This window comes from Lentilactobacillus hilgardii, from assembly GCF_009832765.1.
Lineage (GTDB): Bacteria > Bacillota > Bacilli > Lactobacillales > Lactobacillaceae > Lentilactobacillus > Lentilactobacillus hilgardii.
On sequence record NZ_CP047121.1, the window covers coordinates 2,148,240 to 2,165,059 of the forward strand.

A 16,820-nucleotide genomic window follows, 5' to 3' on the forward strand; every position below is an offset into this window, starting at 1 on the left:
ACCTCCAAAATAACTTTTCATACAAGCGACAAAAAGCTGGGCAGGAATAATCCTGGTTCCAGCCTTCTTATTGATAAACTTCCAAGCATACTCAAAATCACTTAGTGCTCACTTTTATTTTCTACAAACTCTGTGATAATCCCCTCACGAACGCCGCTCTCTGAGAATAGAACCTTTCGGGTATCAACCTTATCCATTAACACCATTAACGGCAACAGCCCACCAACAATAATATCAGCTCTGTCATGCTCCAAGCCTTTAATTTGGCGACGACGTTTAACATCACCCCTAAGAAGATTAAGGTAAGTACGATTAACCTGTTCATAGCTCAAATGATACCCATGAATCGAGTCAACCCGCTTCATTCCCTGACGTGTTCGATTAATCCTGGCCAGGGTTCGATTAGCCCCGCCCAAAAGGACAAGCGGCTCGCGTTGGGAATGCTTAAGCCATTTAATTCGGGAATATAATTTCTGAATATGAAACTGGGCATTAAATAAATTGGCACCTGAAACATTGTCATTCAAATGAAACTGTTCCGAGATGTTAACAGCACCAATCGGGATACTGGTTAAATTCTTGCTTTGACCATTGACTACCCGGATCAATTCACAGCTTGCGCCACCAATATCAAGAATCAGACAGTTTTTGATTCCCAATCGATTAATGACGCCCAAATAATCATAATAAGCTTCCTGAACACCTGAGAGGACACGGATTGTAATCCCAATCCTTTTTTTGACCGCTTGTAAAAAATCAGTTTGATTTTTGGCCTGTCTAACTGCAGCAGTCGCAATGCCGATTACGGAATCCGACCGGTATTGTTGGTAAATAGCCTTAAAATCTGCCAACGCCTGAATCGTTCTTTCCATAGCTTGTGGCTGCAGTACCTTTGCTTTGCCCATACCTTCAGAAAGTCGACTATCACTTTTAACACGTTTGATTTCACGATAACTGCCGTCGTTTAAGATTTGATTGATGGCCATTCGGACCGAATTAGAACCAATATCCAAAATTACAAGGTTTTGCATCCCTGCCATCCTTTCCGGCAGTTCTAGCCAAAGTAATTGATTCCAATTGCATCGCGAACTTCCTTAAGGGTTTGATTGGCAACCGTGTTTGCATATTCACTACCCTTTTTAAGGATATCGTAAACACCGGCAATGTCTTTTTCATATTGATTTCGGCGTTCACGAATTGGTTTTAATTCTGCTTGAAGAACATCATTTAAGTAGCGTTTGATCTTCACGTCACCTAATCCGCCGTGCTGGTATTGGGCTTTCAATTCAGCTACCTTTGATTGATCGGGATCAAAAATATCCAAATAAGTGAAAACCGTATTTCCTTCAACTTGACCCGGATCTTCAACATGAATATGGTTGGGATCGGTATACATTGACATGACTTTTTTGCTGATGGTGTCCTCATCATCCGAGAGATAAATCGCATTTCCCAACGATTTGCTCATTTTGGCGTTGCCATCCAACCCTGGAATCCGTCCCATTCCTTTTGGTGGGAAATAGCCTTCCGGTTCAACTAAAATATCTGCTTTGTAAATTGAATTAAATGAACGCACAATTTCACGGGTCTGTTCAAGCATTGGTTCCTGATCATCACCGACAGGAACAGTAGTCGCTTTAAAAGCGGTAATGTCCGCCGCCTGACTAATCGGATACATTTCAAATCCAACTGGGACACTTTGACCAAAATTCTTTTGTTTAATTTCATTTTTCACGGTTGGATTTCGGTTAAGCCGAGAGACCGTAACCAAATTTGAATAATGTTGTGTTAACTCTGGGAGTGCAGGAATCTGCGATTGAACTAGAATTGTTGATTTTTCCGGATCAATTCCCACAGCTAGATAATCCAATGCAACCTGAATCAAACTATGACGGATTTTTTCAGGATCACGTGCATTATCAGTTAAGGCTTGCATGTCTGCAATCATGATGAAGGTGTCGTAATCACCGGAATTTTGTAATTCAACCCGATTTTTCAATGAACCAACATAATGGCCAATATGTAGCTTGCCTGTTGGTCGATCTCCTGTTAAAATAATTTTCTTTGCCATCTTGCAACTATCCTTTCAATATCCGAATTTTGAATAGCACAATTTTTCGAAAAAACGCCCTATTGATTGAACAATAGGACGCTAAGACGTGGTACCACCTAAATTGTAACTAAGTTGTAAGTGTAGTTACCTCTCTAAGCGATACGGGTGCTACCCTTTTAAACTACCAATTCGTTTCGTCGTGGTCACTTTCAGCCTTGATAACCTCTCTGTTTTGGACGATTCTACTCATCTACTAATAACATTTTAATTTTACTGATAAAAATAGGAAATGTCAAAGGCTCAGTTAACATTTATCAAGGTCGACTCATTCAATTGACAGGAGACCGAAATCAAACTAAAATTGTGCAAGCATAAGATATAAATGTGCAGGAAGTTTTAGAAATTAATCAGATTTGAATCAGCTTATACTGATCGATTCAATCCAATTTTTAAAGTGATCTCAAATATGTTTGGACACCAAAATCAATGATCCTGATTTCTTCTAAGACTTTACGAAAAGTACCATTAATTTTTAATGCACAATACTTTAATCAATGACATGAAATAGCGGACAGACTGGAGGAACCCTTTTGGAAAACAAAGAACAGAAAAAAGAACAGCAACGGGTTGACTGGGTCGTTTCAAAAATCGGCACTAAAATGACCAGCACGGAAAATGAGTATAATCGTGCCCACACAGAAACCAAAAAGGTCCAACAAACTTATTCAGACAACACCTCAGTCAACTATTTTGAAGTCGATGATCGAATCGAAACCAGTGCCGAACTACAACAGCAGCGTGGTCTGGTTTCCAGATTAACAGAAAATGAAAGCATTTTAAAACACCAACTCTCAACCATGAAAGATCTTCAAAAATCGCCTTATTTTGGCAGAATCGATATCAAGGATGATGATCAATCCGAGGACGAAAAGCTATACATCGGGATTGCATCATTTGAAAACGATGATGGTGACTTTTTGGTTTATGATTGGCGGGCTCCAATTTCAAGTGTTTACTATAATGGCACACTTGGAAAAGTGGCTTACGAAACCCCAATGGGCAAACAACAAACTAATTTAATGAAGAAACGCCAATTCCAAATTGTCGATGGTCAAATCCGAAATATGTTCGATACCAACGAAACAGTTGGCGATGAGATGTTGCAAACCGCTTTAGGCGCCCAGAACGACGATTATATGCAAAATATCGTTGCAACAATTCAGCATGAACAAAATGACATTATCCGCGATACAAAGAGCAACTTGCTTGTTGTCCAAGGGGTGGCAGGCTCTGGTAAAACATCGGCCATTTTACAGCGAATCGCATTTTTACTTTATCATAGTCGCGACACGCTGGAAGCCGATCAGATTATTCTTTTCTCTCCGAATAAGCTTTTTAGTCATTACATTTCCGAGGTGCTTCCAAGTCTTGGCGAGCGAAATATGAGACAGGTTACATTCGATGAATTCATCGATAACCGTCTTAAGGGGTTAAATGTTCAAAGTTTATTTGATCGATATGAAACAGATGGTCAACTGACATCCCAGCAAAAGGCCATTCGTGCGTTTAAGGAATCGGCAGATTTTATGGATGCCGTGGAACACTACTGCAATTCACTAAAGCCAACTGACATTAAGTTTAGTGACATCATCTTCAATGAATCGATTTTCTTTAGCAAACATGAAATTGAACAACTCTTCTCATCTTTTCCAAGTGCAATGAAAGTTCCCGATCGTTTCCTCAAAACCAAGAATGCTTTAATTAAGCGGTTAAAACATCGGATCGTCACTGAAACCAAGGCCGATTGGGTCAATGAAGAAATTGACCAGCTCAGCGAAGAAAAATACCATGATCTGCTCGGTACCAAACGCCTTCGTGATTTTCAAAACGAAGATGACGAGCGTTTCTTCATTGCAAAAAAAATTGTTACCGCCCGCTTGCAGGTTGTTTACGATGCCATTTTTAATAACAACTTTTTAGATCCGTACGTCCAGTACACGGCCTTTTTACAGCGTGTTGATTTACCTGAAACCGTCAATCCGGTTCAATGGAAACAATCTATTTCCGATTTTAATCAGGAAATCGAATTCCATTCAATTAAACTCGATGATTGTGCGCCACTCCTTTATATGAGAGACTATATTTGTCAAAGTGGTCAAAATAACACAATGAAATATTTATTTGTTGACGAAATGCAGGATTACTCGGTAGCTCAACTGAAATATTTAAAATATGCCTTTCCGCAAACTAAATGGACCCTGCTTGGAGATAGTGAACAAGCACTTTTCAAAGACGTTGAAGAACCAGAAGAAATTTTGAACAAACTAAATAACGCCTTTCACGTTCGCCACTCCAGACTCATCAGTTTAATGCGTTCCTATCGGTCAACCTATCCAATTACAACATTTGCAAAATCAATTTTGCCTAATGGCGATGCTATCGAGGCATTTAATCGGGATGGTGACATTCCCGAATTGATTGTATCTCCCAATACAAACGACGCAACCAATCAAGTGCTCAAAGTCATTGCAGATCAACGACAAAAGTATGCCACGGTTGCAGTTTTAACCAAAAACATGGCAGAGGCCAAGGCGGTTTATGGTTTGATCCACAGCGAAACAGGCGCAACACTGCTTAAAGATGCCGACCGAACCTTACCAAAAGGTGTCTTGGTACTGCCAATATATCTTGCAAAAGGACTGGAGTTTGATTCAGTGATTGCATGGGACACTTCTGAAATCAACTATCCCGAAAAATCATTGTTGGGGACTCTCTACACGATCATTACCAGAGCGATGCATCATTTAACACTAATCAGTATTGGAGATGTGACGCCTTTAATTACTGATGACTCTCTCACTAACAGTAAAATTAAAATTGAACACACGATTAAAAATAAAAAAGTATAATTTTCTATCCAACATTGATCATAAGAATAAGATGACTGGTTTTAAACAAGTAGTCACCACTTAAGCCTTGCGCCGCCATTTAATCATGTAGCGGCCGAGGCTTTTTTCTTTGGTCATTTAGCGATTGCACAACTTTGATTGACAAGTGACTTAGTAATTTGTATCTTAGAAAGGTAATTAAAATTTTCTTAAGACTTGAGGTTATAACCTATGGTTCATCGAATTTGGCGTCAGTTTCCACGTATTCAACTAAAATTAATTCAACTCGAACCGTATCTTTTAAAGGCGGTCACTTTATCAAACCAACCAGTTCATTCAAGAATTTTAGCCTTATTAAAATCCGGCGGTAAACTTCTACGACCCGGTTTTTTCTACATATATTCTGAATTTGGTGAAAAAATCCCAGCTGACAAACTCCGCGCAGGTGCCGCTGCAATCGAATTATTACACGTTGCCACACTTATTCATGATGATGTCATTGACCAATCACCACTTCGCCGGGGCGTTCAAACCATTCACACACAATATGGTCAAAAAAATGCCATTTATGCTGGCGATTATTTATTTACCTGTTATTTTGATCAGGTCTTAAAATCCACACATGATGCAACCGATCTCCAACGTCATATTGAAGCCATGCAAACCATATTAAATGGCGAACTGGATCAAATGGCCTTTAACTACCGGCAAGATATGTCTCAAAAAGATTATTTCCACGAAATCACCGGTAAAACTGCCGAGTTATTCAAGCTAAGCTTTGAACAGTCGGCAATTTTAACCCACGCTCCTCGTAATATCGTGACACTTGGTGGCGAAATCGGGCTGGCAATTGGTCAGGCTTATCAAATTCAAGATGATATTTTGGATTATGGCGGTGATTCGAGTCAAACTAAAAAGCCGGTTCTCGAAGACCTTCAATCCGGGGTATACACGCTTCCACTTATCTTGGCAAATCAAACTGCTGGGACACAGTTGGCCCCCTTGTTAGGTAAAAAACAGGATTTGAAGGAAGCCGACATCAAAAAAATCCAAAAGATCGTCATCAAATCCGGTGGTTTAAAACGGGCACATGAAATTGCAAATCAGCTCACACAAAAAGCATTGGCGCTAATCAATAGACTTCCTGAGCAAAATTCAAAAAAAGAATTACGTCGTTTAACTAACTTGCTGCTGCAAAGAGAGCAATGAGAAATCCCCTTGACAAAGGTCCTTTATTTTCGATGACCTATTAACCTAGTGACAAAAGAAAGAAACAATATCCGGACTACTGGAGTCTTGATATTGTTTCTTTTTTAATTGCCACCGTAAATGGTTATCAATTAACCGCCACTAACGATTGATTATTAATTACGTTAACTCTCTGAAGCACCGGTCGTTGCATCAGTATCACCAGTAGACGCTTCCGGCTCATCGTGGGTAGATGCGCTTGTATCAGCATCCGTAGCACTGTTATCGGCGGCCTCATCATCTTTAGACGATGCACCCGTATTGGCATCTACTTTGGCATTCGGATCAGCAGCAAGCTTTTGCCCTGTTTTGTTTAGATACCACTTGATAATCGGCATAATATCCAGAACAAATTCGTTGATACCAACGTACTCGCCCTTTTCATCATGCATAGCTTTGTAAAAATGCATAATGTATTTATCCGGGCCGTTGCCGGGAACCGGCATTTTGACCATATCGGTCTTTCCTGTACGTAATGCATGAATAACACTCTTAACACCCTGAATGGCTCTCTTTGGATGGACAAGTGACAGTGGATCTCCTACCTGACCGGGACGTCTTGGTGCCAACATTTTTTTAGTAGACGTCATTTTATTGTAGTAAATAAATTGATTATTACTATCCGCATATGTTAATTCAATAGGCATTGAATTCAAGAAATAATTAAGCTGGTCAACCGTTAAAATGCCGCGATCCAATTTAACATAGGTATTTCCTTCAACCGCATTAACCTTCTCTGCCGCCTTTTCTACCCAATCATCAGCTGCCATATCGACACCTTCGATGGTTGTCGAAATTTTCCCTTTTGAATTCAAGTCTTCGCTACCGGCAGCATCATCATGCCCACCTGTGGCTTGATTCATCGTGTTAATCACCTTAACAAATCGAAGAAATTTTTGTAATGTTGTCTGCAAAAATGCGGTTGTTTTTTCATCCTTCAGGCGACCGTTATCATCAAAAGCTTCTTTTACATTTGCCAAAAGAAATTCATTTCCAGGAAAAACAATTGCGTTGACACCTGGAGCCTCTAAAATTTGACGAAGATTTAGTTGTGCCCTTGAAGATCCCTGCTCATAGTATGAGGCACCAACAATCATAACCGGCTTGTTAGAAAACGGATGAACCTTGAAAGACAGCCATTCAATCACACTTTTAAGTGCCGCAGTAATCGTGTGATTATGTTCTGGAGTGGCAATAATCACCCCATCGGCACCCGAAATTTTTCGATTTAAATATTGAATCGCACCGCTTTCAGTTTGATCATTGTCTTGATCAAACATAGGAATATCATCAATGCTTAAAATTTCGATATCAGCAAGGTTGCTAAAGTTATTGGCAATGAATTGAAGCAATATTTTATTGTACGATTTATCTTCAACAGTACCAGCAATTCCAACTAGTTTCATAAGTGAGCACTCCTTTTAATTAAAATCTTCTTTACCAAGTTTTTGAACTTCTTTTTTGTCAACCTTAACCGTATGCCAAAGTTCCTTTGAAATTTCAACAAATTGTTGAAAGTCCGCAAATAGTGCGTCTAACTGTTCAACTTTGTCTTTATCAGTTAAATCACCTTTGTCATCAAACGCTTCCAACACATGACCAACTAAATATTCCGAACTCGGCATCACTCTGGCACTTATTTCTGGTGAATCCAACATTTGACGCAAATGGGCTTGCGCTCTGGAAGTCCCAAGTGATCCAAATGATGCACCGATGATCATGACCGGCTTATCTAATAAAGGATGAATACCATAAGAAAGCCATTCTAACGCATTCATCAACACAGCCGGCACTGCATGATCGTACTCCGGTGTACTAATAATGACACCGTCACTGGCATCGATTTTTTTTGCAATTTCAGTTGCCCGCTCAGGTACTTTCATATCTTGTGGCTTATTAAACATAGGCAGGCCGGAAACTTCAATCAACTCCAGTTCTGCTTGTTTTTCAAAATGACGTTTCATAAATTGTAACAATTGACGGTTGGTTGATTGAGTGGTGTTCGTACCAACTAATCCAATAAATTTTCTCATTAAAAGTCATCCCTTCACAAATTCTGATTATCTAGTGACGCTTGTCCGCAGGCACATTCTGTTGCGTCTCCATCATAACGCAATTAACATCGAAAGCTGCATATTATTTAACAAACGTCTTGAGGATCATCGTATAAAATTCTTATATCGAATATTCAAATATAAACTTATTATATATCATTTTAAAATAAATATCACTAATTATTATTAAAATAATATTTTTATTGTAAAAAACATCATTCAGGTCGCCACCTAAAAGCAGGACCAACGCTCTTGATAACAGGTACTGACAACCTATTAAAAATAAATTGTGAGTCAATTATCCACTTTGAAAGTATTTCATAATAATTTCACAATATCCTAGTGCACAAAGAACCGAAATTTCTAGTAATAACTAGAAATTCCGGTTCTTTTAAAATCGATATCCCTTTCACTTGATTGGGAACAAATTGGTTATATTCATTATTTTCCCCGATCCAGATCATATAATTGTCTAAACCGGGCTTCTGTTTTATATAGTGCCTCGGGTGTTCCCTGCATATCAAAATGACCATTTTCCAAGAAACGAACCTGATCTACGTGCCCAATTCCTGCTAAATGATGAGTCACCCAAATAATCGTTTTATCTTTCAGTAAATCAAAGACCTGATCAAGAAGGTGACGCTCCGTAATTGGATCTAAACTGACTGTTGGTTCGTCGAGAATAATAATTGGTGCGTCCTGAAGTAGAATCCTAGCCAATGACAACCGCTGACGCTCTCCCCCGGAGAATCGTTTGCCGGCTTCCTGAACATGCGTTTGATATTTCTCAGGAAGTGATTCAATTAAGTCTTTTAACCCAACTGCCTCAAGTGCTTTTTTAACATCCTCATCCGATGCATTGATATTACCAAGGCGAACGTTGTTCATAACTGTCGTATTAAAGAGATAGGGTTGTTGATCAAGAATTCCAAATAATGACGCACGGTCGCGCTGCAGTGAAGACACGGGTACGCCGTTAATGGTTACCTGGCCGCTAACAGGTTTAAGGTCGCCAACCATTAGTTTTAAGAAAGTACTTTTACCAGTACCGCTCGGCCCAAGCAAAGCAATCTTTTCCCCCGAATGAACCGAGATCGAAATATCATTAACAACACGACGATCACCGTCTGGATACTTGAACGTCAGGTGATCAATGTTGAGTTCTTTAAATCGTTCAGATAAACGCAGTTGATCATCCATCTTAGCATTTCCCTGATCCAATTGGTTAACCCGCTCAATAGAGCGTCGATAAACCGGCCATTCGCTCATCCCTTGGCTCATATTCAGAAAGGGTGAAACCGCTGGAAAAATAGCTAATGCAAACGCGGCAATCCAATCGGCTAATGATTTGGACGCTGTTAATGAATGACCACTCCAAATCAGAAGTACCAATGTCGTCAATAAAACAACCACTTGAACAAAAAATGACCGCCACCACTGATAATAATGATCTTTTCTTCGCAAAGCGGCAATAGCATCAATTGGCTTCTTCTGTAACGTCATAAAGTCATGGTACCGGCCCGAAATCAACCAGTCACCCAGGCCAAGAACTTCATCGGTTAGATTTGTGTAGAACTGATGCTGAATCTGATGTTGACGAAATTCACGAACACCGTTGGTGGCAACCGAGGTTAATGGCATAACAATGACGATGATCCCCAGTAACAACATGAGTAATAAACCGACCACCCAATTAAGGCAACCAACACCGATGACAACAAAAATATACAAGAGCCACCCAATGACCATGGGAAAAACGGTTCGTAAGTATAAATTTTCAATATGATCAATATCATCTGCTAAAATACTTAAAATATCGCCAGTTTGATGAGAACGTCTAATGGCCGACGCTTTTCTCTCAACTGTTTGGTATAGTTTCTTACGAAAATCCGATACGATTCGCAGTACCCAATTATGGCTGGTAAGCCGTTCCACGTAGCGAAAAACCGGTCGGGCAATTCCAAATGCCCTGGCTAACACAACGGGAACATAAATATAAATAATACTGGATGGCCGCCTGGCAGCTTCACTAATCAAATAACCCGAATTAAACATCAGGGCACCACCAGAGAAAAATGTCATAAAGCCAAGAAAAAGAACCAGGATGAGCAGCCCTTTATATTTTCGCAAATAAGGCATGACCCAAGTATCGTGTGCAAATGTTTGTCTTAATTGCTTCATAGCTCTGCAGCCCCCATTTCTGAACGCAATTTAACGTACCTGCCATTTTTGGCATTTAGTTCTTCAGGCGTCCCCTGCTCAACAATTTGACCATGATCAATCACTAAGACATAATCCATTTCACTAATCCAATGAAGGCGATGCGTCGCAAAGAAAACCAAATGATTATCAAAAACAGGTAAAATATCTTTCTTCAATGCCGCTTCCGTTTCAATGTCCAAATGCGCAGTCGGTTCATCAAATAAAAGCACTTTTCTATTTGTATCAAGAAAAGCACGGGCAAGTGCGATTCGTTGTGCCTGTCCACCGCTGACCGTTCTTGCACCCTCACCAATCATTGTATCCAAACCGTCCGGCAACGTTTTGACCCATTCGTTTAGTCCGGCCCGCCTGGCAGCATGGTTAATTGATTCCGGCGTGACATGATCAACATAAAATGCAATATTTTGTGCAAGTGTGGCATGAAAAAGATAAGGATTTTGTGGAATATAGAGAAAGTTGCGTTGCCAGGCCTTTTGATTCAAATGGGGCAATGACTGTCCGTTAATTTCAATCTGCCCCTTCTTGTCCGGTGCCAAAAAGCCGCCAATAATATTAATCAATGTTGATTTACCCGAACCAGATGCACCAATGATCCCAATTTTCTTCATTCCCTGAATCGTAACCGAAACGTCCTTTAGAGCCGGTTTGTCAGCATTAGGATATGTGAAAGCCATTTTTGTAAATTTAAGTGTCGCATCTTTCTGCCACTTAAAGTCAGTGAGCTCATCGGTTTGGTTCATCTCCGGTTCGTTTAAAACCTCTAAAACAGCCGATAAAGCATTTTTACCGTTCAAAGTTGCATGATAATCATTTGCAAAGTTTCGAATCGGCAAAAAATACTCGGGTGCCAAAACCAAAATAGTTAAAGCCGGCAGCAGCATAACCTTTCCGTCCAGCAAATCAAAACCAAGAAAAACTGCAACAACGGCGATTGACAAGGTTGTAAAAAAGTCCAATGCAAATGTCGAAGTTAAAGCAATTCGCAATGTTGACATTGTTTCTTTTCGATAAGATTCGCTCACATCAAAGACATTATCCGCATAGCGCTTAGAAAGCCCCAATTGCTTTAACGTAGGCAAGCCGCGTAAAGTATCGACAAAGTGGTTTGAAAGGCGCTGATACCCCTCATATTGACGATCAGCCTTACTCTGTGCCGCTAATCCCAAAATAACCATAAATAAAATAATTACTGGAAAAATAATAAAGAGAAAAATAGCCTGTTCCCATCGTAAAAAAAGGATATAAAGTAAAATCAGCCATGGTGTAATCGACATATTCAATATTTTAATAATAACCAACATTAAATAGGTTTGGACTTTATCAATTCCTTCAAGTGCCATTGTCACGATATTACCAGTCCCACGCTTTTCAATTTCGGCAGGTCCCAGATGAAATATCTTAGACATTAATTGTTCCCGCATCTCACCGCTGGTCTTTTCAACATACGGAAAAAAGACACGATTTTGCGCTACCGTTAATAAGTGTCGACATAAGAACGCAACGGCAAATACAACTGTCGGTATTAAAATCGATTTTAACGGTTGTAAATTCCACAAATTTACAATCGCAACCGATAGGTATCTTGCTTGAACAATGATTGCAACCGCTTGAACAAATACCAAAATTCCCAAAATAACAAGGTATCGTCGCATTCCCGGCAGTGCCAGTAATCGTTTATCAATCAATTCGTTCACTCCCCCAATTTTATTAACTACACGGACTAGTATAGTGAATAATTGCACACAATGGAACCGTCATCTACAAAATATTAAAATCAAAAATAACGATCCATCACTTCAATAAAACGCGATGGATCGTTATTTAACTGATCTTTGGTAAAAACAAGCACTAACGTTAATTAACGCCATGTCCCTACCCAAAGATTATGCAGTTTGTTTTGGTGAACTCAAACGCTTATAGAATACCCAATAACTCCAAATGAAGTAAATGAGAACAATCGGCAAAATTGAGAACGTAATAATTGTCATTAAATGCAGCGTATATGGTGAACTTGATGCATTCTTGATCAAAATTGAATTAACATTATCTTTACCAATCATGACACGTGGGAATAACCCGTTAAAGATTAAGACAACCACGCTAATTAAAGACAACCCACTTGCCAAAAATGATGCCCAATCGTGGGATGCAATGGCGCCCCACCAAGCAATCAAAGTAAAAATAACCAATGCAATCAAGATGCTCCAAGTAGTTACCGGCTTTTTGGTAAAGAAATCGGTTGTCAAGAACAGCAAGATGACAAAGACAACTTCACCTGCAAGTAAAACAGGATAAAGAATCCTACTCCATTTTTGAGCGCGTTCTCTAAGGCCGCCGCTGGTCTTTAGACGTAAGAAATTCAAACCGTGAATGAAGCAAAGAAGTGAAACGGCAACACCGCCAACCAATGAGAACCAGTTTACATAAGTGGTGAAGCTCCCGAAGATATTTCCTTGACCATCCAGTGGAACCCCTTGAATCATACTTGTAAACATCATACCAAATAGAAATGCTGCGCAGAAACTACTGATCGAAGCCGCCCATTCCCAGAAATTACGCCAAGTATCAGTTTGCATATTTGCACGGAATTCAAAGGAAACACCTCGGAAAATGAGGGCAACCAGGATAAGGAACAAAACGATATAGTATCCTGAGAACAATGATGCATACCACATTGGAAACGATGCAAACATCGCACCACCAGCCGTGATCAGCCAAACTTCATTACCATCCCAGTGCGGACCAATTGTTTGAATCACAACATCACGTTCATCTCGATCTTTAGCAAAGAAACGAATTGACATCCCGATTCCAAAATCAAATCCTTCAAGGAAGAAGAAGCCGCTGAACAAAACACCAATCAGTAAAAACCAAAGTAATTGAAGATTAGTCATTATGAGCCGCCCCCATTTCATAAGGATCTTTATCAGAAGACTTTTCCGGTTTACTCGAGTAACCATCTGTCATGACTGAATCCGGTCCTGATTTTAGAACCCGGTGACTGAGAATAATCATGACAGCCCCAAGTGAAGCAAAAATCAGGAAGTAAACAATGTTGGTAAACAACAACCCCAAAACTGTCGAAGTTGGTGAAACCGCATCCGCAATTGTTAGCAGACCATAGACAACCCATGGATACCGACCAAATTCAGTGATGAACCAACCGGCCGTGTTTACGATAAATGGCAGCCAGAGGCATAATCCCATAATATACAGGAACCACCGCTGCCTCATAATCGCATTGGACTTTTCTCGATTCAACCACAGACCGACGATTGCAATCAAAGCAAACAAGCCTGCTGAAAAGGCCATCAATCTGAAGCTCCAGAACAAGGTCTTTGTCGGAACGTAATAGTTCTTAATCTTTTGACCCTGTTTTGTATCGTCATACTTAGCCTTCAATTCTTTGTTAACTTGATTTTGACCCTTAACGGTGCCGCTTAATTTGTGGTAGCTCAAGATATTTAAAACATAAGGAATTTCAATTGACCATGTTTTCTTATGATTTTGAGTATCATTTCCCTGTGCAAGAGCCCAGTCACCCTTTTGTGTGGAATTCTTATAAAGACCTTCCATGGCTCCAAACTTCATTGGCTGATTATTAATCAAGTAACGCGTCTGGGTGTCACCTGACCAAATCGAACCTAAGCAGGCACACAATCCAATAATCAACCCCACTTTAAGTGATTTTCGATAAAAATGTTCATGATCTTTCTTAAGTAATCGCCATGCAGAAGCCCCTGCAACAACGAATGACGCGGTTAAGAAAGCACCGAAAATAACATGCGGAAATTCATTCCACAGTTGGCGATTTGTTAAAACCGCAGAAAAACTCGTCATGTTAACTCTGTGAGTCTGTGAGTTAATCACATACCCAACCGGATTCTGCATAAAACTATTTGCAGCAAGAATCCAAAGTGCTGAAAGCGTTGACCCAAAAGCGGTCAGCCAAATAAACAAACAATGAACAACCTTGTTGAATCGATCCCAGGTAAACATCCAGAGACCAATAAACGTCGACTCCATAAAGAATGCGGCTAACGCTTCAATTGCCAAAGGTGCGCCAAAAATATCACCCATGAAACGTGAGTACTCAGACCAATTCATTCCGAACTGGAACTCTTGAATAATACCAGTAACAACACCGACAGCGAAACTAAACAGGAATATTTTCCCCCAAAACTTCGCCATATTCTTATAAGTCTCATCCTTCTTAACAACGTATACCGTCTCCATAATCGCTACGATAAATGCTAACCCAATCGAAAACGGTACAAAGAAGAAGTGAAACACAGTGGTCATCGCAAATTGAAAACGTGATAGACCTAATACTGACAAACCTATATTCAACATTGCTGTATCCCCCCTTAACTAACAAATTATGAGTATTCCCCATATGCTTCTATTGTATCTATTGATTGCCTAATATTCAAATGAAAATATCGGCTAAACATGAATATTTATTTATGTTTTGTGAAAGAAGATTGTGATTAATCAAATTGAGCCCGAAAACGCTTGAATCCTAGGCATATTAATACTTATGAAAAAAGTATTTTAAATATTTTTTTATTTTGTAATGGCATTCATTAGACAATCAGCCGATGTACTTTTATAATATGAGTGATAAGAATAGGTTATGCTATTATTCATTCTTTTATATATTTTAGTTGCTTAACTTATCGTTAAACTTTAAGGGGGGAATTAATTATGGCAAAGAATATCGTTGTCATTGGTGCTGGCTTTTCAGGTGTTTACGCAACTAAAAAGTTGGCAAAACGTTTTAAGGGAAATCCTGATGTTCACATTACGTTAATTGACCGTCATTCATACTTCACGTACATGACGCGTTTGCACGAGGTTGCAACTGAACGTGTGGAACCCGATAGTATTCAGTATGACTTACAGCGGATCTTCCATAAACAGAAGAACGTCCAACTAGTCACTGACAATATCAGTGAAGTTGATAAAGAGGGCAAGAAGGTTGTCGGTGAAAACGGCACTTATCCCTTTGACAGTCTTTTGATCAGTATGGGCGGCGAACCTAACGATTTTGGGACACCCGGTGTTAAAGAAAATGGTTATACGCTTTGGTCTATGGAAGATGCGATTGCCTTACGTGACCACATCAACGTCATTATTCGACAAGGCGCTTTGGAGCGTGATCCGCAAAAACGTCAAGCGATGTTAACCTTGGTTGTCTGTGGTTCCGGTTTTACCGGCGCAGAAACCGTTGGTGAGTTAATTGACTATAAGAAGGTTTTGGCTCGGGAAAATAAGATTGACCCTAGCGAAATCAAGATTATGTTGGTTGAAGCTGCACCAACAATTATTAATATGCTTGATCGAACAAATGCAGCACATGCCGAAAGTTATTTCAAAAAGAATAATGTTGAAATTCGGACCAGCTCGATGATTACCCAGGTTAATTCGGATTCCGTTGAAATTAAGGATCAGGATCCCATTTCGACTGATACTTTAATTTGGACTGCTGGTGTAAAAACGAACCATGTTGCTGACAGTTTCGGAATCGAAGCTGGACGTGGTGGTCGTTTGGTCGCCAATAAATACCTACAGGCAAAAGGGTTTGAAGATAAAAGTATCTATGTAGCCGGTGATAACGCAAATGCGACCGAAGAAGGCGCAAAACGTGCTGTTCCGCAAACTGCTCAAGAGGCTGAAAACGAAGCAATTGTCGTTTCAACAAACATGGCAGCTGACATCGACGGTAACCAAAACTATATGGAATTTAAAGATAAGAATATGGGCTTCACAGTTTCATTTGGTGCATACTACGGCATTGCCCAGGTCTTCGGCGGTAAGCGTGTTCGGGGTTGGATTGCAACAATTATGAAGCATTTTACCAATATTATGTACTTCATGAGAATCCATTCCGGCTACTTCATGTTTAAATATATTCTCGAAGAGTTCTTTAGGGTTAAGAATGGCCGGACCGTCTTTGGATACAATACGTCAAAACGAAGTAACGTTCTGTGGAGTGTGCCGTTAAGATTGTTCTTTGGGCTTGCTCTCTTCCTGGATGGAATGGCCAATGTTAATGACTCAGTCAGTTTCTTGGTCACTGCGCATCCCGGATTAGGTGCATTGGAAATAGTGCTGGGAGCGCTTATCTTCTTAGGCTTGTTCACTTGGCTGGCAAATCTTATTGTGATCATCCTATTCTTCTTTGCGATGCTCACATGGCCAACAACATGGACACTCTTCGTCGCACTGGCTTTAATGAACGGTTCCGGCCGGTCATTTGGATTGGATTACTGGTTCGTTCCATGGTTACAGAAGACTTGGGGTCGTTCACGTTACGGTGTGCCACAATCGATTTATAAAAAATAATATCTA

The 16,820-nt window shown here is 40.0% G+C and carries 11 protein-coding genes; 3 read left to right on the forward strand and 8 right to left on the reverse strand.

Going from position 1 to position 16,820, the window contains the following annotated elements; genetic code table 11:
- Nucleotides 1–101: 101 nt before the first annotated feature.
- Nucleotides 102–1,031 carry a Ppx/GppA family phosphatase gene (locus GQR93_RS10230; protein WP_035444890.1) on the reverse strand — a complete coding sequence of 310 codons (930 nt, stop codon included), beginning with the start codon at nucleotides 1,029–1,031 and terminating at the stop codon, nucleotides 102–104.
- A 23-nt stretch (nucleotides 1,032–1,054) separates the two neighbouring features.
- Complete coding sequence (trpS, locus tag GQR93_RS10235; protein WP_003554954.1) at nucleotides 1,055–2,071, reverse strand: tryptophan--tRNA ligase; 1,017 nt, start codon at nucleotides 2,069–2,071, stop codon at nucleotides 1,055–1,057.
- A 572-nt stretch (nucleotides 2,072–2,643) separates the two neighbouring features.
- Between trpS and helD the strand changes: the two genes are divergently transcribed.
- Together helD and GQR93_RS10245 are read left to right on the forward strand one after the other, a co-directional pair.
- The gene (helD, locus tag GQR93_RS10240) at nucleotides 2,644–4,962 is read left to right on the forward strand and encodes an RNA polymerase recycling motor HelD (RefSeq protein WP_003554951.1); all 2,319 of its coding nucleotides are present in this window, start codon (nucleotides 2,644–2,646) and stop codon (nucleotides 4,960–4,962) included.
- Nucleotides 4,963–5,172: 210 nt separating this feature from the next.
- Nucleotides 5,173–6,150: a polyprenyl synthetase family protein gene (locus GQR93_RS10245; protein WP_003554949.1), complete on the forward strand. Its 978-nt coding sequence runs from the start codon at nucleotides 5,173–5,175 to the stop codon at nucleotides 6,148–6,150.
- A 164-nt stretch (nucleotides 6,151–6,314) separates the two neighbouring features.
- Here GQR93_RS10245 and GQR93_RS10250 read toward each other — a convergent pair whose 3' ends face one another.
- The 6 genes from GQR93_RS10250 to GQR93_RS10275 form a co-directional block, all read right to left on the reverse strand.
- Nucleotides 6,315–7,595, reverse strand: coding sequence for an NAD(P)H-dependent oxidoreductase (locus tag GQR93_RS10250; protein WP_003554947.1), 1,281 nt, complete (start codon nucleotides 7,593–7,595; stop codon nucleotides 6,315–6,317).
- 15 nt (nucleotides 7,596–7,610) lie between these two features.
- Nucleotides 7,611–8,222 (reverse strand): NADPH-dependent FMN reductase, encoded by a 612-nt coding sequence (locus tag GQR93_RS10255; protein WP_003561639.1) that lies wholly within the window; start codon nucleotides 8,220–8,222, stop codon nucleotides 7,611–7,613.
- Between the two features lie 462 nt (nucleotides 8,223–8,684).
- Complete coding sequence (gene cydC, locus GQR93_RS10260) at nucleotides 8,685–10,424, reverse strand: thiol reductant ABC exporter subunit CydC (RefSeq protein WP_003554943.1); 1,740 nt, start codon at nucleotides 10,422–10,424, stop codon at nucleotides 8,685–8,687.
- Complete coding sequence (cydD, locus tag GQR93_RS10265; protein ID WP_035444888.1) at nucleotides 10,421–12,151, reverse strand: thiol reductant ABC exporter subunit CydD; 1,731 nt, start codon at nucleotides 12,149–12,151, stop codon at nucleotides 10,421–10,423. Before cydD ends, cydC begins: the two co-directional genes overlap by 4 nt.
- A 198-nt stretch (nucleotides 12,152–12,349) precedes the next feature.
- The gene (cydB, locus tag GQR93_RS10270) at nucleotides 12,350–13,360 is read right to left on the reverse strand and encodes a cytochrome d ubiquinol oxidase subunit II (RefSeq protein WP_003554939.1); all 1,011 of its coding nucleotides are present in this window, start codon (nucleotides 13,358–13,360) and stop codon (nucleotides 12,350–12,352) included.
- Nucleotides 13,353–14,819: a cytochrome ubiquinol oxidase subunit I gene (locus tag GQR93_RS10275; protein WP_003554937.1), complete on the reverse strand. Its 1,467-nt coding sequence runs from the start codon at nucleotides 14,817–14,819 to the stop codon at nucleotides 13,353–13,355. The genes cydB and GQR93_RS10275 overlap by 8 nt, the downstream gene beginning before the upstream one ends.
- Before the next feature lie 354 nt (nucleotides 14,820–15,173).
- Between GQR93_RS10275 and GQR93_RS10280 the strand changes: the two genes are divergently transcribed.
- Complete coding sequence (locus tag GQR93_RS10280; protein WP_003554935.1) at nucleotides 15,174–16,814, forward strand: FAD-dependent oxidoreductase; 1,641 nt, start codon at nucleotides 15,174–15,176, stop codon at nucleotides 16,812–16,814.
- Nucleotides 16,815–16,820 lie beyond the last annotated feature (6 nt).